Raw genomic sequence first — 15,895 nt, forward strand, 5'->3', positions numbered from 1 at the left:
CGCAGGGTGCCAGCGAAGCGCTCGTACGGTCCAGCCACGGCCCGCCCGCCGTGCGGTGGGGCCGGGGCACGCGCGCGTGAACGGCTTCGGCTCCCTCGACGGACGCCGGGGCGCCACCGCCACGCGCGCGTGGGCCGTCAGTTCGCGCCGTGGGAGGGCGCGATCTCCTCGACGCGGGCGGCGAGGGAGAAGTCCTTCTCCGTGATCGCACCACCCGCGTCATGGGTGTTCACCGTGAGGCCGACCGTGTTGTAGCCGAGGGTGAGGTCGGAGTGGTGGTTCAGCTCCTCCTGGATCTGGGCGACGTGCACGACCATCGCGGTCGCGGCGAAGTGCGTGCCGAGGCGGTAGGTGCGGGCGATGCGGTCGCCCTCCTGGGACCAGCCGGGAAGTTCGCGCAGCCGGTCCTCGATCTCCTTCTGCGACAACGGCTCAGTGGGCATGTCCCGTGCTCCCCTTCGGGTCGGTGCGGACGATGACGACGTGACCGTGACGATACGGTCCGACGGCCCGGGTCGGCGGTCAACACGTGGGTTACCGTCTGCGGTATGACAACTGTCGCGTCCGGTACCGGAGTAGGGCCCCTGCTGCGCGGCTGGCGCGAGCGGCGACGGCTGAGCCAGCTGGAGCTGGCGCTGCGCGCCGACTCGTCGGCCCGGCACATCTCGTTCGTCGAGACGGGCCGGTCCCGCCCCAGCGAGGAGATGATCCTGCGCCTGGCCGAGCACCTGGAGGTGCCGGTACGGGAACGCAACGCCCTGCTGCTGGCCGCGGGTTACGCCCCTCGGTACGCCGAGACGTCGCTGGGCGACCCGTCGCTGGACACACTGCGGGCGGGCATCGAGCAACTGCTGACCGGGTACGACCCGTATCCGGCGCTCGTCGTCGACGGCTCGTACACGGTGGTGGCGGCGAACCGGGGCATCACCACACTGCTGGACGGACTGCCCGAGCACCTGCTGACGCCGCCGCTGAACGCCATGCGGATCACCCTGCACCCGGAGGGCCTGGCCCCGAGGATCCGCAACCTGCCGGAGTGGCGCGGGCACCTGCTGGCACAGATGGAGCGCCAGATCGCGCTGGCACGCTCGGAGCCGCTGCGGCGGCTGTACGAGGAGGTCGCCGCCTACCCGCTGCCCGAGTCGGCGAGCGCGGACCCGGAGGACCGGCGGGACCCGGATCCTCACCCGTACTTCGCGCTGCCGCTGCGGATCGAGCACGACGGGCACGTGTTGTCCTTCGTGTCGTCGATCTCGACGTTCAACACCCCCATGGACGTGACGGTCGCCGAGCTGGCCATCGAGACGCTCCTCCCGGCCGACCCGGCGACGGTCAAGTACCTCCGGTCCCTCTAGCGGCCCACCGCCCGCAGGGCGGACCACTGCAGGGCGGCGAAGCCGGCGACGGTGGTGGCCTGTGCCGGGATCCACAGGGTCCCGGCCGTGCTGGGCGACAGCCAGGCGACGAGCGCGACGACACTGAGCACCGCCCAGATCACATTGGCGTCGACGACCAGCCTGACGGCCGTGGCCGGCGGCTCCGCCCGGGAGGCGAGGTGGCCCACACCGGCGGCGAACGCGGTCAGGAACAGGCCCAGTTCGAGCAGGAGCGTGGCGTCGACCCCGAGCAGCCGCCCGAGGGGCCCGGAGGCGAGTACGTACGCCAGCCCGTTGGCACCGGTCACAACGGCGTCCAGGGCGAGGAAGCGGCGCAGCATGGTCTGCGGCTCGGTGGTGCGGGCGATGCCTGCGAGCAGGGCCTGGGACATGGCGATCAGCCTCCGTCGAAGTCGTAGGGTCCCGGAGCCCGGCCGGAGTGCGAGACCGCCCGGGATCCGGTACCGCAACCATGCCGGGGCGGGCCGGTGACGGTCGATTACCGCAGGGGTAATGCGGGAGTCGGCGGGGGGCCACTGAGGGCTGTCTGCCGTGCAAGGCGGGGGCGGTTGTTGTCCGTGTCCGTCCACCGTGGGCCGGCAGGTGCTGCCCCGGGTGGCTCCCCGTTTGGCTCCCCAGCCGGGGGCGTACAGGCTCTCGCGCACAGCTCCGGAGGGCTTGTGCTGCACACGCTCTGACAGGTACGCGGCTTAGACGATTCCTGCCTTTAGGCTATGGCGGCGGTACGGTCGGCGGCATCCTGTGCAGACGGGGTCAGCCGACAACCCTCCAGACGAACATCAAGCCACGACCACGCACACGCCGAAGAGGCACAATCCATACAGGGCGATGACAAGGTGCAGAATCACCCACAGTCTATGAAGGCGAATCCGATGCAGCCGAGGAAAACGACGGTAATGATCGGCTCTCGCGCGTACCAGCCCTTCATCGGAGCCCAGCACACCTAGCTCCATCAGGTCCTTGGTCAAGGCCCGCGCCTGAGAGAGGTGGTAGGAAGCCCGTTCGAAGTACTTGGAGACTGCCACCGCCCCGTATCCTCCGATAATCGCCACGAAAAGACACAGAGGCATGACGTACGTCGAGAACTTCTGCTGGACAATGAGAGCACTCAAGGCAGCCGTGATGACGAGCAGGAGGTTGGTCAGCGCCGAGCGCTGTGTCTCACACTGTCGTAGCTGCTCCCGGTGTTCCTTCCAGTAGGCGCGTATCGCCTCTTCTGAGACATCAGCCATGAAGAAACCCCCGCATCGCAGGCACTCACCGGTCATCCGGTTCGTTTCAACGAACCCCTCAGCAGTGGAGACACCATAGCGTGAGAATCTTCATCAGCAGCGTCCGCAAGGGACTGGAAGAGGAGCGCGATGCGCTGCCTGGTCTCATCCGTGCGCTGGGGCACACCCCGGTCCTGTTCGAGGACTTCACCGCGCAGACCACGCCCAGCCGACAGGCGTGTCTCTCAGCTCTCGACTCTGCGGATGTCTGCGTCTTCCTGCTCGGACCTTCCTACGGTCACGTGTTCCCCGAGACAGGGCAGTCGGCAACACACGACGAGTGGGTCGCGGCCAAAACAGCGGGCAAGCCACGCTTGGTCTATCGCAAGCTGGGCGTCACATTCGAGGACACTCAGCAGGATTTCGCCCGGACTGTCGAGGCCTACGCCACCGGGGTGTTCCGTGACTCCTTCCAAGACACCGCCGAGCTGATGACCAAAGTGGTGCGCAAGGTGAAGGAACTGGAGTCAGGCCTGTCCCCACTGTCCTTCGCGCCCCTGGCGCAGCCCGCTCCGCTACGTTGGAGCCTCGACGAGACTTCCGTCGAAGGCGGCGTCAACCTCCCTCTACTGGAACTACATGTTTTTCCGGTGGGGTTCACCGGCTACTCGGCTAGGGAACTGGAGGAGGTCGGCACCTCGCTGGCAGACCGGATCCGTCGGACCAGGGAAGTCAGAAACGATGTTGCCCTGCTGTCGTCCAGTTCCCACGAGCATGCAATCGTTAGCATCCCCGTCAGCCAGCCCCCTTCGTGGGATGCGCCTCGGCCTGGGGAACTGGTGGAAGTCCGTTTGCACAAATCGGGGCAGGTCTCCTTGCGGGCCACACTCCCCCGAGACAGCATGGGCTCCATCCTCGATCACGATGCGCTGCCTCAGCAAGTCACCTCCTTGTTGAGGTTCAGCGGCGCACTGGATTTGATCCAGCATGAACGGATCGTCGTGGCGATCGGCGTGTCAGACCCCACACTGACCCAAGTCGACAGATTCAATCCGAATCACTCACGTACGCGTGCCGAACTCGGCGCCTATATGCGCACGTTCACACTGCGAACTGAGCCGGATGAGTCCACCAGCCTGGCCGCGCTGGACGCGGGTGCCGAGGAAGTCGCTGGCATCCTGTCGCGAGCCCTGATCAAACAACACCCCTCAGCCTCCTAAAAATTCATCTCATTTAGTTCGGGAAGCTTTGCTCCAGCCACTGGCGAACAGCAGCAACGGTTGTACGGCCGTCCTGGCGCAGCGCTTCGATGATGTCCCGACCACCGACGAGCACGATCGGATGACCATCCTCATGGACCTCTTCTTGGACCTGCTTGTGGAAGTAGGACGTGGTCACCAGGACGCCGAAGTTGCGGTGCCTGATCCGGGAAATCAGGCGCGAGACTTCTCGGACGCCCACGGAGCTGCCTGACCCGTAGCACTTTGCTTCGAGGGCGAAGTCGATCGCAATGCGGCTGGAGGCCGGGCCGAGACCATACGTCCCCACAGCATCACGTCCCCCATCACGGCTGGGGCGCGTGACGTCTACCGGCCCGGTGTTCCGCGCGATCAGTCGCCAGATAGCCACCGCACAGCTCTCGAAATCATGCTCCCGGCCCCGAAAGTACTCCCTGATCTCTTCCAGCATGGCCGTTCCCGCGGCGTCGGCCGGGAGCTGATCCGCCTTGGATCGAATGACCGTAGTCACCGGAGCCAGCAGCGGGCGGTACACGCGGCCTTCCACCCAAGCTCGCCACGCTTCAGGACACTCACCGTCCAGCGGATCACCACCAGCAAGGAGGTGCTGGATCCACGCGCGCGGGACTCTGTCGTGGTCGAGGACGGTGAAGTGGGACCGGTAGTTCTGGAACCGGAGCCCTGCTGTCGCGCGCCAGATAGCAGCGAGTTCGTCGTCCGACGTGAGGGTGGGACCACCCGGTGCCAAAAGCCCGCGGAAGCGCACGGCCCGTCCTGAGGATCCTGCCTTCTCGAACAGCAAGAACGGAGGAACCTTCGCCCGGTCACGGGCGGTGCCGTGGGATGCGGCGAAGACGTCCCGTAGCAGGACGTTGCCAGCTCGCGGGGTGTCGTGGAGACCCTGACCCGGCTTCTTGTTGTCGCCGTAGTACGTGAAGGTGCCCGTTTCAATGTCTAGGTGGTCGGGCCAGTCGACGTCGCTGCCGCTCGTGTAGAGCACGGCCAGCTTCACGGTTCCCTTGGCTGGTGAACCGGAGTACCGGAAGCCGCCCTGGTTGCCAACCCCCCTTATGAGCTTCGAGATGGGGTCGTCGCTGGTGTTGCCACTGGAGCCTCCGGCGTAGAGGGCATCGACGATGAGATCGGCGGAGCCTAGGTCTGCGAACGCGACGTGGGGCTGAGAATCGACAGGGAGGGTCATGAGCACAAGATCTACCAGCAGGCACTGACACACAGGGGCGATCAAGGGGGCTGGCCCCGCCTCCGCGGGCGTGCAGGTGGGTGAGTGTCAGTGGTGCCGCATAGGATCCGCTCCACTGGCGTGAGTGATCTCGGGGGAGTGCTGATGGAGCCGCTGCGTGTAATGGATCTCTTCGCTGGCTGCGGAGGCTTCGCTGAAGGCTTCCGCTCCTACGCTTACAACAGCACCGCTGTCGCCTCCGCGTTCGAAAGCGTCGCGGCGGTGGACATCGATCGCGCCGCTCTTGCTACGTTCGAGGCCAACCATCCGTCAGCCGATGCTATGTGTCTCGACATCGAACAGTTCGACCCCACGCTCTTCGCGGGCCGCGTTGATGTCATCACCGGTGGACCGCCCTGCCAGGGATTCTCAGGGTTGAACAAGAGGCACTGGGATGACCCCCGCAACTCTCTCTGGCGGGAGTACACCCGCGTCGTCAGCACAGTGCAGCCGAGGGTCTTCGTCATGGAGAACGTTGACCGCTTCCAGAAGTCATTCGAGTACGCCGGCCTGTTGGAGGCGGCAGAGCCGGGCGGATGCCTGTCCGATTACACCCTCACCGCGGGAGTGCTCAACGCGGCCGACTACGGGGTAGCACAGGCTCGGAAGCGGACGATCTTGATCGGCACACACCGAGATCTCGGGACACCCGTGCCGCTGCCCACGCCAACGCACACACGGGATGCGAGCCGGTCGCCTCAGGGCTTGGTGCTGTTTGACCAAGATCCAATCTTGCAGCCCTGGGTCCCCGTCGATACAGTCTTCGACTGCTCTGCTCGGCTGCCGATCGAGGGGACAGAGCTCCCCAGAAGATTCAGCGCCGCTGGAGTGCCCGGCCCCTACCGTACGAGTGAACTGCACACCGGCCGGACGCCTACTGCGTTGTCGCTCGCTCGGTACCGGGCGATCCCACCAGGGGGCAATCGGAAGGACCTACGCGGGAAGTGGGTACAGATCGGCGGCAGTAAGCATTACCTCAGCACTGAAAGCTGGGATAAGCACCAGACTGGGTCGGCAGACGTCATGGGGCGCCTCTGGCTCGGTCGCCCCTCCGTCACCATACGCACAGAGTTCTTCAAGCCGGAAAAGGGCCGCTATCTGCATCCCGTAGAGCATCGACCGATCACTCATTACGAGGCCGCACTCATCCAGGGGTTCCCTGAGGACTACCTGTGGCACGGTACGAAGATCGAGATCGCGAAGCAGATCGGTAATGCCGTTCCCATCGGCCTCGCACGGGCGATAGCCGGTGTCGTTCACGAGAAACTTGAACTTGGAACCGGAGATCTCGCTCGGGAAGCGGCTCGCTAGCTGGCACTTAAGCCTTCCCAATGCACCACGAGCTTGGTAATCAACGGACTTCTGCGTCCTGCCCGGCCCCTATCAGCACTAACAGGTGGCAGGGTGAACTGGGGCTTCTGCTGGCACCCGCTGTTGACTGTGGCTTACCGACCCGTCGGGCACGGATCCGGCACGCCCTGCGCATCGTCTACTCCGCACCCGCAGTTGCGCTGCCTCCCTCATCGGTGGGACTGTCGGCATGCCTATTGCGGCCCTCGCCCCAGCGACCGGGCGAGTACCAAAACTCCTTGAGTGCGTCCACCGTTTCCAGCCCGAATTTACTGGCTACGCACGAGTCGAAGTATCCAACGATTTTCATCGCGTTCTTCGTGGCGCTGAGGTAGTCCTCTCGCGATACGGTGTAGAGATCTCCCTTTTTAAGGGTCTGGTCTCCAACTTGCCGCTTGAATCGCTCATCAATGATTCCGCGGCGGTGCACCACTAGATTTCTGATGGCTACGGCCCTCTGTAGGTGACCCCAGGACAATTCATCATCACAGAGCTTCAGGCCTAGGCGCTTCTCAAAGTACTGACCTATCTCATCCAAACCCTTATACGAAAGGCGGAGCACGCGCTGCTCTGCTGCCCACTGGGCGAATTCTGTCAGAGACTGATGACGTAGCACGTCTTCGAGAGTCACCTGCTCCTGACTTTTTAGAAGTTCTGGGCGGGCGACGAGTGCCTCGGTTAGGACGTCGGAGATGTAAGTCAAGTAGCTGTCAATACTCCGTGTGAGTCCGAACTCCCAGCGTACAGGAATGGTGTCGTCAATCATTTTTCTTACATTGCGGCGATCTCGGTAAAACTCAGGAAACATACCCTCCCCGCCCCCAGGGGAAAGGTGGCCGAAGGTTTCTCCTAGCGCATCTATGAGGTGTGCGTACTTTTTAAAGATAACTTCGGCCGATGCGATATGCGCTAGGTCTCTGGCCTGCTGAGCATAGAACCTGGCGGCAGATCTCGTCGTCCGCTTAGGAGTCCAAGTCAAGTGATCCTTTGTCAAGGCGTGCCCCTTGCGTGTGACGCTGGTTATCCCACTAAAAGGCTATCGGCGATTAAATGGTGCTGCATCAGTTTTCGGGACGTTGGCCCGCAGAGGTCGGTGGAGCGGGTTTGGCCGGTGGCCTGCCCGGTTCGGGGCTGAGCATGATCAGGGGGCCGTACGCAACTCGGCCAGGCTTTGGACCTGCCCGTAATGAGCACGAGTGGCCCCCTGGTCATGCTCGGCGCGGGACCCGGACCGGGGAGGTGACTAAAGCCGTGGAGCCGACCGCCCCAGCCACAGCGGCTTTCTCCCGCCAGCCACCCTGAGCAGACCGGCGTGCGGCCGGCGGCCGGGCCGGAGCGGGGCCTAGACAGGAGCGTCGGCCCGGGCGACGGGCCGCGCGCGCCGCGCTGTGCGCGGCGGGTGCCTTGATGAGGTAAGGAAGGTTCTGCCGCGGGAGTCGGCCCCGGTCAAGGCTGTGGAGCCCGGTGGAAGCATGCGAGGCTAGACCGCGACGACCACTCAGAAAGGGGAGAGCGAGTGTCGCAGCCGGCCAGTCCTCGGGGGACCTTTCTCAAGATCGCCGACGCGCTGAAGGTAGAGATCGACTCCAACCCCGCCATGTCGGAGTTGCCCTCGGCCGCCGAGCTGATGCGAGACCACGGGGTATCGCGGGGTGTCGCTCTGCGTGTCTTTGGGGTGCTGGAACGGGAGGGTCATGCGGAGTCCGTACCCGGCGGCCGGTGGCGTGTGGTCCGCGAAGGTCAAGAACGGGATCGGCGGCCTTTGACTGAGCAGATCGCCGAAGTGATCAGGGCCGATGGGCTCGAAGTGGGTGCGAAGTTTCCCAGCACAGGTTCTCTGGCCGAGCGCTTCGGCGTCTCGCGGCCGACCGTCGCAAAGGCACTCGACAAGCTCGAAGCCGCCGGGCTTCTGTCTGCAAGCCAGCAGGGGAAGCAGCGGACTGTACTGGCCCTTCCGGGCCGAGAGGAGCGTTCCTAGCGTGACCACCATGGGACTGACCGAGTGGGCTTACCCGCTCGCCGAGTCACTGCTGGCCGAGCCACTGCCGCGCCGTTGGGCACACTCGCAGGGGGTCGCCGAACGAGCGCGGGTCATCGCCCCCATTCTCGGCCACGACGCCGAGTTGCTGGAGGCAGCGGCGGTGCTCCATGACATCGGATACTCCCCCGACCTGGCCAAGACCGGCTTCCACCCACTCGACGGGGCTCGGTATCTGCGGGACGTCGCCGACGCGGACGAGCGGGTCATTCGGCTCGTCGCACATCACTCGTGCGCATGGATGGAAGCTGAGGCGCGTGGCCTCCGCGACGAGCTGGAGAGCGAGTTCCCCAAGGAGCAGGCTCACCTGAACGACGCGCTCTGCTTCTGCGACATGAACACCACCCCCGACGGGACGCCCACGAACCCCGTCGACCGCGTGAACGAGATCGCTGGGCGGTACGGTCCCGACAGCCTGATTGGCATGTTCATCCGCCGGGCAGAACCGGAGATCCTGGCCTGTACGGCTCGCGTCCTGGAGCGCCTCGCTGCCGTGAAGCGTCAGCCGATGTAGGGCGTGACCCGCGTGCGGTCCATCGCGTGATCGATGCGCAGCCGCATCGTCTGGTGGATATCCAGCTCGGCCAGGTCCGCAGGGGCGACCCAGCGGACCTGAGTCGTTTCGTCGCTCGTACGAACCTCACCGCCGACCGGTCGGGCACGGAAGCAGATGGAGAACTGCTGCCTCGCCTCGCCGTCGTCGTACAGCATCACGTGTCCGGGGTCTGTGTAGATCCCGGACATGTCGATGACCTCGGCTTTGATTCCGGTCTCTTCCCAGACCTCCCGCACCACGGTGTCGCTGATGGACTCGCCGACATCGTGGCCACCGCCAGGAAGTGCCCACCGGCCGTTGTCGGACCGCTGAATCATCAGGACACGCCCTGAGTCGTCCTGGACGAACGCAACGACAGAAGGCACGACCGAGTTGGCCGGCGGAGCGTCGGGGTCGTGCAGGTAGTCGATGCGTCCCATGCTCAGTCTCCCGTGAGGTCGTGTTTCGTCACCTGGCGCGCGCCTCCCCAGGTCTGTTCGATGCTATTCGCGTACGTGTCGAAGAGACCGCCGCCCGGCAGACGGCGCAGGTGGAGGACCGGGGCCAAGTAGGCGCCGATGCCGTACACGTGGGTGTTCACCAGCATCTCGTCGTCCGCCCGGAACAGCGAGTTGTACAGCGTCGAGTCGTGGAGCCTGAACCCGATGTCGGGGTGACTTGTGAAGAGCGGCCGGTAGTTCATCAGTGCGTTCCGGATCTTGCCATCCATGATCCGATGACCTTCGTCTATGCCGCGCTGCTTCACCGCAGGGCAATCCGGGTCGCCCAGCAGGATGCGAACTTGGATGCTGCTGGACTTCGCCCTGAGAATGTCCAGGAACGCAGGGTCTTCCGACAGCCACAAGCCGGAGTACACGAGCACATCGAGGCGCCGTTCCGCTCGCGCGTACAGCTGGCGCCACAGCCCGGCCGGGACCATGTGCCGGTGTGGGTAGACGGTCAGAATCTCCGCCTTGCTCAGGTCAGCCGCGCTCTCCACTGCGCGTGAGTCGTTCCAGAGCGTTGTCACGTCCACCTGGAGGAAAGACGCTGCGGCGTACTGATGACGCCGGTACGGGATCTTCCCCTGAGTGATCCAGCGCTCGACCGTCTTCGGGTTGACCTCGATGGCGTCTGCCAAGTCCTGAACAGTCGCTCCCCGCGCTAAGAGAGCCGACCGCAGACGCTCGTTGGACATCTCCACCCCCGTTGGGACGTCTTGGGAGCTCTTGACGGTAGCGAGATGGCCCCCAGCTGTCCATGGATGAGGTAACCAACGCCCCTCACCTGGGGCGATTCTGATTGTGCGCCAGGAAGTCCCTGGCGAGAGCCAGGAAGCTCCGCGAGCAGGCTTGACGCAGCCCAATGCAGTACCTGTAATAGAGGTACTGCATTGGCTTCGCAGCCCACAACGGCGGAGCCGATCGGCCGGGGCGCCCGTACGGGCTGCTTCGAACGCCCGGAGGGCTCCGCATAGGCGGGTCGGCTCGAAGGAAGCGACTGCTCATTGACAACTGAATGGGGATAACGCCGCCTCTCCTCGGCCAAGTAGGCGGCCACGCGGACTCCGCGTGATGTACAGCGCGACCCCGACCACTCCGCGGTGCTGATGTGCTGCGGCCGGTTGCCTCCTCTGTCCGTCCGGCCGGTTGGCCGTACGGGCGGGGCCGAGGGGAGCCGGATTCCTGGTTCCGACGGCGCGCCCCCGGTGCTCGAACACCGGGGGCGCTGTTCGGGCCGTTCCCACCTGTGAGAGGAACACGACCCAATGAGCCACATCGTCACTGTTCAGGAGGCTGTTACCGCGTTCGCCGACTGGATCGAGCCGACGAACGCGGAGCTGGACGCGATCGAGCTGGAGATGCCCGCGATCCTCGCGGACGTGGACCTGATCGACGCGCAGATCGTCACGCTGGACCGCACGCCGTGCGAGCTGGACGCCCGCCGGATCCGCCGGGCCCGCCGCCGGGTGCTCGCGGAGCGGCTGGCGTTGGCCAACCGCACCGCCGCAGTACTGCCTGGGGGTGTCGCGTGAGCACCATCGACCGGAACCTGATGGCCGCGCACGCCGAGGTGAAGGCGGAGATCGCGCGGACCGACACGAAAACCGCGCTGCTGCTGGCGTTCGTCGGCGCGGTGCTCGTCGGCGCGTGGTCGCTTGCTCGCGACCTGCCCATGAACCCGGCCGCCTACGTTGTGGGCGGGTTCGGGTTGGGGCTGTTGGTGGCGGCGGCCGGGCTGCTGTTGCGGTCGACGCGGCCGAACCTGAGAGGTCGGCACGGCTTCCCTCTGTGGGCAACTCTCACTCCCGAGGAGGTCACCGCCGCTGTGGCGGTGGACCTGGCTGCCGACGTCGCCGGCCTGTCCCGGCTGGCGGTCGCCAAGTTCACCGGTCTGCGCCGCGCGGTGGACCTGACCTGCGCCGGTGGGGCGCTGCTCATCGTGGCTGTCCTGCTCGCCGTGGGCGGTGCGGTATGAAGGCGAAGACTGTGCTGCCCGCTGTGGCGATGACGGCCGTGTCCATGGTCCTGACCCTGGCCGTGGTCGTGATGTGGCTGGGGGCAGCGGTGCCCTGGCCCATCGCGCTGGTCGTCGGTCTGGGCATCGACGGGGGATGGCTGGCCACCCTCGCCTACGAACGCCGCCTAGCCGCCCAAGGCGACCACAACCCTGCGGTGACCGGTGTCGGCTGGTGCTTCGGCCTCATCGCAGCCGCCGTCCTGTTCGCTCACGCGCTGACATCCGAGGAGTCGGCCGGGGCGTGGCTGGCTGTGGCGTGGCTGCCGGTGGCGGCCAAGGCCCTGTGGCTGGTGCACGGCCTGTGGGAGCGGACCGCGCTCACCCCCGGCGCGCTCGGCGCGATCCGGGGGATTCAGCAGGAGGCGCGGGATGAGGCGGCTGTGGCCCGCGCCCGGCTGCGGGCTGAAGCTGTCACGGAGGAGACGCGGTTGACGGCCGTCACGGCGGCCGGGGCGCGGGTCGCACGCGTCCAGGCCAAGACCGCCCGGACTCTGTCCAGGGCGTGGTCGACGCTGGAGACGGCACGGCAGGGCGAGGGGGCGCTGACCAGCGTGACGAACCGCGTCACGCCCGGGGTCACACCCCGCTGGGAGCTCCCCGTCTGGGGCCCCACCGAGCCCGTCCCGGCCCTGGAGTCGGCCCCCGCCCTCACCGACACCGAGCTCGACACGCTGGTCGACCGGATCCGACACAGCGAGACACCGGCCCTGTCCTACCGGGAGATGGCCACCCGCTTCCGGGCCGCCGGTCACTCCGCCTCTGAAGTCCGGCTGCGGGCCGCGTGGAAGCGCGTGGCGGCCTGATGGGGGCGCTGCCGGTCTTCCGGTGGCGCCTGGCCCCGGACGGCTACGCCACCCGCCGCCAACTCCGCACCCGAAGTCTGCGGCCCGGCGGTCAGGACGTGGCGGCTCAACTCGAACGGCCACGCCGCCGCCGTGAACCGCTCATCGCCTACCTGTACCGCGTCGACCTGGCCAAGCCGGTCCGGCCGATGACACCGGCGAAATGGGCGGCACTGGCCAAGGCCAACACCGCCCGCCGCACCTGCCCCGAATGCGAGCGCGACGCCGGATACGTCATCCCGCCCTCGCTCGGCATGTGCCCCACGTGCGCCTACCCGGACCAGGCCGCTGCCTGACCTTCAAGGAGTCCGCCATGGAATCTCTGTCTGAGCTGCCTCGTGTGGTGCAGCTCCCGGATGGCCGCTACGTCTACGCCGATGCGGCCAGCATCCTCCCCCCTCAGCAGGCCGGCCCGCAGATCGTGCACCAGCACATTCACCAGGCGCCGCCGGACCGCACGGTGCAGCGGGTCGCGCTCGGCTCCGGTGTCGGTGCCGGTGCGGTGGCCGCCGGGGTCTACTTCGGCCCGCTGCTGGTCGGCGCACTCACCGCCATCGCCGCCAATCTGGCGATCCTCGCCTTCCTCGCTGTCGCGCTGACCTGGGGGGTCGTGAACGTCGTCCGGTCGGTCGGCGGCGCCGATGGGGCCAGGGCGGCGAAGAGCGTGCGTCGGGGGCGCCGTCGGCGTTGACGGCTGCCTGTCCACCCGGGCCAAAAGCCGGGGCGGGTGGGGAGCCGGACAGACCGGCCCCAGAAGGGACCCGTCATGGGCCTGTTCACCAAGAAGCCCGAACCCGGTGCCGCACGTCAGTCCGCCGCCTTCGGCATGCACCGGGCTGGCGAGAAGGTCGCCGGCTGTACCGGCGTCAAGCTCGCCAACGCCCTGTCGGACCTGCTCTTGGGCGGCCACTGGGAGGTACGTGACGGCTGCCCCGACTACGACGACCAGACCAGGAAGGGCTGACCGCCCATGAGTGACCCGAAGCTCACCGCCGCTGAAAAGGCCAAGGTCGCGTACTACGTGGCCCGGATGTGCAAGCGCAGCATCGCCGGCGAGGCCGTCCACCAGGCCGACCTGAAGCGCAAGGTCGACCGCGTCATCGACGGCGCCCGCAAGCGCGAGGCGAAGAACCGCAGCAAGTGACCCGACCCGAAGGGACCACTCCCCATGCCGAACATCTTCCGCATCAAGCACCGCATCGCCGTGGACGGCACCTACGGCAACTACACCGGCTGGCGCTGCACCTGTGGCGTGCGGGGCCGCGCTTACGGCGGCGCGTACGAGGCCAAGCGGCGCGGTGAGGAGCACGCGCGCAAGTACCGCGCCTGACTTCGCCCCGGGGCGGCCGTCACCCGGCCAAGGAAGCCGGCCGCCCCGGGTCCATCCCCGTCCAGCACCAGGCCAGACAGGAGTACCCCCAGCTTGACCGACCCCTCCCGCCCTACGCACCTGCACCCGGTGCCCGACGTCGACGACGACGCCCCGGCCGTCCCGGTACCGGTGGACAACCCGAACCTTCCCGAGCCGAAGGTGACCGTTGAGAAGCGCAAGCCGGTGCTCGCCGGGTGGCTGACCAACCGGCGTGACTTCCTGGCCACCGCCCGCCACGCCGGCGCCAATCTCGGCTACGCCAGCCTGTATCACGGCGTGCGCTTGCCGGTGTATGCCGGACGCCTGGCCCTGATGTCCCCGCGGGGCGCGTGCCGGTTCATCGCCTCCACCAACCGGTGGGTGTGGGACCGGGAAGCCGCGCCCTTGCGGGAGTTCGCCGTCCGTACCGAGGACGTTGAGGAGTACATGCGCCTGGCCCGGCTGCGGGCCGGCCGTATCCGGTTGCGCGGCCTGGTCACCCTGGTGGCGGCCGTGTTCGGGCTCGGGTTCGCCCTGTGGCTCTACGTCCTCGCGCCCGCCTACCTGTACGCGTTCGCCGCGGGCGGCGTACTGCTGCTGGGGTTCGCCGGCCAGCAGCCCGACGCGCCGGTTGTCGGCCCCGCCGTGCTGAAGACCGAAGTCCAGAAGCTCACCGGCAGCATCGTGCTGCGGGGGCTGGACTCGATCGGCAACGCGAAGATCTCCGCCGCCATCAAGAAAGGCGGCGACATGAACGGTCTGCGGTTCGTCTCCGAAATCGTCCGGGACGGGCCCGGCTACCGCGCCGACCTCGACCTGCCGTACGGGGTGACGCCGGAGGACATCATGGAGGCCCGCAAGCCCCTGGCCTCCGGTCTGCGCCGGAAGGTCGGCTGCGTATGGCCCTCGCCCGACCCGACCGAGCATGAGGGGCGGCTGATCCTGTGGGTGGGGGACAAGCCGATGAACGAGACGACGAAACCGGCGTGGCCGCTGCTGAAGTCGGGGCAGGTCGACCTGTTCAAGCCGGTCGTATTCGGCAACGACCAGCGCATGCGCGACGTCGCGGTGACGCTGATGTTCGCGGCCGTCGTCGTCGGCTCCATCCCCCGCATGGGCAAGACCTTCCTCATGCGGCTCCTCCTCCTGATCGCCGCACTCGACCCGCGCGCCGAGCTGCACGCGTTCGACTTCAAGGGCACCGGCGACTTCGGCGCCCTGGAACCGGTCTGCCACCGCTACCGCGCCGGCGAAGACCCCGAGGACATCACCTACGTCCTGGACGCCCTGCGGGAACTGAAAGAGGAACTGCGCCGGCGGGCGAAGGTGATCCGGGAGCTCCCGCGCACGCGCTGCCCGGAGTCGAAGGTCACGCCCGAGCTGGCGAGTGACAAGAGCCTGGGGCTGCACCCGATCGTGGTCGGGCTGGACGAATGCCAGGTCGCCTTCGAGCACGACGAGCACGGAGATGAGATCGAGGCCATCTGCACCGACCTGGTCAAGCGCGGCCCCGCGCTCGGCATCGTCGCCATGTTCGGCACCCAGCGCCCCGACGCCAAGTCCCTGCCCACCGGCATCAGCGCGAACGCGGTCCTGCGGTTCTGCCTCAAGGTCATGGGCCAGCCCGCCAACGACATGGTGCTGGGCACCTCGATGTACAAGGCGGGATACCGGGCCACCATGTTCTCCCGCTCCGACCGGGGCATCTGCTGGATGGCCGGCGAAGGCGACGACCCGCGCATCGTTGCCTCCGCGTTCGTCGACGCGGTCGCCGCCGCCCAGGTCGTCGCCCGGGCGCGGAAACTGCGCGAGGAGTACGGCAACGTCACCGGCCACGCCATCGGCAAGGGCCCGGAGAAGACCACCAGCACCGACATCCTCGCCGACGTCCTGGACGTCATCCCCGCCAGCGAGAAGGCCGTGTGGTGCGAGCGGATCGCCACCCGTCTCGCCGCGCTGCGGCCCGAGACGTACGCGGGCTGGAAGGGCGAGAACGTCACCGCCGCACTCAAGCCCTGGGGCATCAAGCCCGGACAGGTCTGGGGCCAGACCGACACCGGCGAGGGCAAGAACCGGCGCGGCATCGAACGCACCGCGATCACCACCGCCATCACACGCCGTGACGCCGACCGGGCCGCCGCCTGACCCGAGCAGCGCTGCTAGACCTAGCACC

21 protein-coding genes are annotated in these 15,895 nt (G+C 67.0%); 14 read left to right on the top strand and 7 right to left on the bottom strand.

Annotated elements, in window-relative coordinates; translation table 11 throughout:
* Positions 1–137: 137 nt before the first annotated feature.
* Positions 138–443 (bottom strand): 4a-hydroxytetrahydrobiopterin dehydratase, encoded by a 306-nt coding sequence (locus tag ACZ6C1_RS07380; RefSeq protein ID WP_469238715.1) that lies wholly within the window; start codon positions 441–443, stop codon positions 138–140.
* A gap of 105 nt (positions 444–548) precedes the next feature.
* On the opposite strand from ACZ6C1_RS07380, the gene ACZ6C1_RS07385 reads away from it, so the two are divergent.
* Entirely contained in the window at positions 549–1,355 is an 807-nt protein-coding gene (locus ACZ6C1_RS07385; RefSeq protein ID WP_469238717.1) for a helix-turn-helix domain-containing protein, read from the top strand.
* On the opposite strand, the gene ACZ6C1_RS07390 is transcribed toward ACZ6C1_RS07385, so the two are convergent.
* Together ACZ6C1_RS07390 and ACZ6C1_RS07395 are read right to left on the bottom strand one after the other, a co-directional pair.
* On the bottom strand, positions 1,352–1,768 hold the full coding sequence (locus ACZ6C1_RS07390; RefSeq protein WP_469238719.1) for a hypothetical protein: 417 nt from the start codon (positions 1,766–1,768) through the stop codon (positions 1,352–1,354). The genes ACZ6C1_RS07385 and ACZ6C1_RS07390 overlap by 4 nt on opposite strands.
* A gap of 408 nt (positions 1,769–2,176) precedes the next feature.
* Positions 2,177–2,629 carry a hypothetical protein gene (locus ACZ6C1_RS07395; RefSeq protein ID WP_469238720.1) on the bottom strand — a complete coding sequence of 151 codons (453 nt, stop codon included), beginning with the start codon at positions 2,627–2,629 and terminating at the stop codon, positions 2,177–2,179.
* Positions 2,630–2,709: 80 nt separating this feature from the next.
* Between ACZ6C1_RS07395 and ACZ6C1_RS07400 the strand changes: the two genes are divergently transcribed.
* Positions 2,710–3,828 carry a DUF4062 domain-containing protein gene (locus tag ACZ6C1_RS07400; protein WP_469238722.1) on the top strand — a complete coding sequence of 373 codons (1,119 nt, stop codon included), beginning with the start codon at positions 2,710–2,712 and terminating at the stop codon, positions 3,826–3,828.
* 13 nt (positions 3,829–3,841) lie between these two features.
* On the opposite strand, the gene ACZ6C1_RS07405 is transcribed toward ACZ6C1_RS07400, so the two are convergent.
* Entirely contained in the window at positions 3,842–5,047 is a 1,206-nt protein-coding gene (locus ACZ6C1_RS07405) for a restriction endonuclease (protein WP_469238724.1), read from the bottom strand.
* 144 nt (positions 5,048–5,191) lie between these two features.
* On the opposite strand from ACZ6C1_RS07405, the gene ACZ6C1_RS07410 reads away from it, so the two are divergent.
* Positions 5,192–6,397, top strand: a complete 1,206-nt coding sequence (locus ACZ6C1_RS07410) for a DNA cytosine methyltransferase (RefSeq protein WP_469238726.1) — start codon at positions 5,192–5,194, stop codon at positions 6,395–6,397.
* A 178-nt stretch (positions 6,398–6,575) separates the two neighbouring features.
* On the opposite strand, the gene ACZ6C1_RS07415 is transcribed toward ACZ6C1_RS07410, so the two are convergent.
* A complete protein-coding gene (locus ACZ6C1_RS07415; RefSeq protein WP_469238727.1) occupies positions 6,576–7,202 on the bottom strand; it encodes a hypothetical protein in 627 nt (208 codons plus the stop codon).
* Between the two features lie 750 nt (positions 7,203–7,952).
* On the opposite strand from ACZ6C1_RS07415, the gene ACZ6C1_RS07420 reads away from it, so the two are divergent.
* Positions 7,953–8,414, top strand: coding sequence for a GntR family transcriptional regulator (locus tag ACZ6C1_RS07420; protein ID WP_469238729.1), 462 nt, complete (start codon positions 7,953–7,955; stop codon positions 8,412–8,414).
* A 10-nt stretch (positions 8,415–8,424) separates the two neighbouring features.
* Positions 8,425–8,988, top strand: a complete 564-nt coding sequence (locus tag ACZ6C1_RS07425; protein WP_469239078.1) for an HD domain-containing protein — start codon at positions 8,425–8,427, stop codon at positions 8,986–8,988.
* Here ACZ6C1_RS07425 and ACZ6C1_RS07430 read toward each other — a convergent pair.
* Both ACZ6C1_RS07430 and ACZ6C1_RS07435 read right to left on the bottom strand, forming a co-directional pair.
* Positions 8,976–9,449: an NUDIX domain-containing protein gene (locus ACZ6C1_RS07430; RefSeq protein WP_469238731.1), complete on the bottom strand. Its 474-nt coding sequence runs from the start codon at positions 9,447–9,449 to the stop codon at positions 8,976–8,978. The genes ACZ6C1_RS07425 and ACZ6C1_RS07430 overlap by 13 nt on opposite strands.
* Before the next feature lie 2 nt (positions 9,450–9,451).
* Positions 9,452–10,207: an XRE family transcriptional regulator gene (locus ACZ6C1_RS07435; RefSeq protein ID WP_469238733.1), complete on the bottom strand. Its 756-nt coding sequence runs from the start codon at positions 10,205–10,207 to the stop codon at positions 9,452–9,454.
* Positions 10,208–10,777: 570 nt separating this feature from the next.
* On the opposite strand from ACZ6C1_RS07435, the gene ACZ6C1_RS07440 reads away from it, so the two are divergent.
* From ACZ6C1_RS07440 to ACZ6C1_RS07480, 9 genes are all read left to right on the top strand, one after another.
* Entirely contained in the window at positions 10,778–11,044 is a 267-nt protein-coding gene (locus ACZ6C1_RS07440) for a DUF6284 family protein (protein WP_469238735.1), read from the top strand.
* Between the two features lie 20 nt (positions 11,045–11,064).
* Positions 11,065–11,487: a Pycsar system effector family protein gene (locus ACZ6C1_RS07445; protein WP_469239079.1), complete on the top strand. Its 423-nt coding sequence runs from the start codon at positions 11,065–11,067 to the stop codon at positions 11,485–11,487.
* The gene (locus ACZ6C1_RS07450) at positions 11,484–12,332 is read left to right on the top strand and encodes a protein spdB (RefSeq protein WP_469238737.1); all 849 of its coding nucleotides are present in this window, start codon (positions 11,484–11,486) and stop codon (positions 12,330–12,332) included. The genes ACZ6C1_RS07445 and ACZ6C1_RS07450 overlap by 4 nt, the downstream gene beginning before the upstream one ends.
* Positions 12,332–12,667, top strand: a complete 336-nt coding sequence (locus ACZ6C1_RS07455) for an RRQRL motif-containing zinc-binding protein (RefSeq protein WP_469238739.1) — start codon at positions 12,332–12,334, stop codon at positions 12,665–12,667. Before ACZ6C1_RS07450 ends, ACZ6C1_RS07455 begins: the two co-directional genes overlap by 1 nt.
* Before the next feature lie 17 nt (positions 12,668–12,684).
* Positions 12,685–13,062 (top strand): DUF6251 family protein, encoded by a 378-nt coding sequence (locus tag ACZ6C1_RS07460; protein WP_469238741.1) that lies wholly within the window; start codon positions 12,685–12,687, stop codon positions 13,060–13,062.
* A gap of 75 nt (positions 13,063–13,137) precedes the next feature.
* Positions 13,138–13,335, top strand: coding sequence for a hypothetical protein (locus ACZ6C1_RS07465; RefSeq protein WP_469238742.1), 198 nt, complete (start codon positions 13,138–13,140; stop codon positions 13,333–13,335).
* Between the two features lie 6 nt (positions 13,336–13,341).
* Entirely contained in the window at positions 13,342–13,515 is a 174-nt protein-coding gene (locus ACZ6C1_RS07470; RefSeq protein ID WP_469238743.1) for a DUF6257 family protein, read from the top strand.
* Positions 13,516–13,539: 24 nt separating this feature from the next.
* Complete coding sequence (locus ACZ6C1_RS07475; protein ID WP_469238744.1) at positions 13,540–13,701, top strand: hypothetical protein; 162 nt, start codon at positions 13,540–13,542, stop codon at positions 13,699–13,701.
* Between the two features lie 93 nt (positions 13,702–13,794).
* Positions 13,795–15,867: a cell division protein FtsK gene (locus ACZ6C1_RS07480; RefSeq protein WP_469238746.1), complete on the top strand. Its 2,073-nt coding sequence runs from the start codon at positions 13,795–13,797 to the stop codon at positions 15,865–15,867.
* Positions 15,868–15,895: the final 28 nt, after the last annotated feature.

The organism is Streptomyces sp. NPDC041796, assembly GCF_055590785.1.

Bases quoted from the DNA above. Each gene is read 5' to 3' on its own strand.
- ACZ6C1_RS07390 (WP_469238719.1), bottom strand. From the start codon at position 1,768: ATGTCCCAGGCCCTGCTCGCAGGCATCGCCCGCACCACCGAGCCGCAG.
- ACZ6C1_RS07380 (WP_469238715.1), bottom strand. From the start codon at position 443: ATGCCCACTGAGCCGTTGTCGCAGAAGGAGATCGAGGACCGGCTGCGC.
- ACZ6C1_RS07385 (WP_469238717.1), top strand. From the start codon at position 549: ATGACAACTGTCGCGTCCGGTACCGGAGTAGGGCCCCTGCTGCGCGGC.
- ACZ6C1_RS07415 (WP_469238727.1), bottom strand. From the start codon at position 7,202: ATGATTGACGACACCATTCCTGTACGCTGGGAGTTCGGACTCACACGG.
- ACZ6C1_RS07460 (WP_469238741.1), top strand. From the start codon at position 12,685: ATGGAATCTCTGTCTGAGCTGCCTCGTGTGGTGCAGCTCCCGGATGGC.
- ACZ6C1_RS07475 (WP_469238744.1), top strand. From the start codon at position 13,540: ATGCCGAACATCTTCCGCATCAAGCACCGCATCGCCGTGGACGGCACC.
- ACZ6C1_RS07440 (WP_469238735.1), top strand. From the start codon at position 10,778: ATGAGCCACATCGTCACTGTTCAGGAGGCTGTTACCGCGTTCGCCGAC.
- ACZ6C1_RS07410 (WP_469238726.1), top strand. From the start codon at position 5,192: ATGGAGCCGCTGCGTGTAATGGATCTCTTCGCTGGCTGCGGAGGCTTC.
- ACZ6C1_RS07455 (WP_469238739.1), top strand. From the start codon at position 12,332: ATGGGGGCGCTGCCGGTCTTCCGGTGGCGCCTGGCCCCGGACGGCTAC.
- ACZ6C1_RS07405 (WP_469238724.1), bottom strand. From the start codon at position 5,047: ATGACCCTCCCTGTCGATTCTCAGCCCCACGTCGCGTTCGCAGACCTA.
- ACZ6C1_RS07470 (WP_469238743.1), top strand. From the start codon at position 13,342: ATGAGTGACCCGAAGCTCACCGCCGCTGAAAAGGCCAAGGTCGCGTAC.
- ACZ6C1_RS07425 (WP_469239078.1), top strand. From the start codon at position 8,425: ATGGGACTGACCGAGTGGGCTTACCCGCTCGCCGAGTCACTGCTGGCC.
- ACZ6C1_RS07430 (WP_469238731.1), bottom strand. From the start codon at position 9,449: ATGGGACGCATCGACTACCTGCACGACCCCGACGCTCCGCCGGCCAAC.
- ACZ6C1_RS07395 (WP_469238720.1), bottom strand. From the start codon at position 2,629: ATGGCTGATGTCTCAGAAGAGGCGATACGCGCCTACTGGAAGGAACAC.
- ACZ6C1_RS07435 (WP_469238733.1), bottom strand. From the start codon at position 10,207: ATGTCCAACGAGCGTCTGCGGTCGGCTCTCTTAGCGCGGGGAGCGACT.
- ACZ6C1_RS07450 (WP_469238737.1), top strand. From the start codon at position 11,484: ATGAAGGCGAAGACTGTGCTGCCCGCTGTGGCGATGACGGCCGTGTCC.
- ACZ6C1_RS07445 (WP_469239079.1), top strand. From the start codon at position 11,065: ATGGCCGCGCACGCCGAGGTGAAGGCGGAGATCGCGCGGACCGACACG.
- ACZ6C1_RS07465 (WP_469238742.1), top strand. From the start codon at position 13,138: ATGGGCCTGTTCACCAAGAAGCCCGAACCCGGTGCCGCACGTCAGTCC.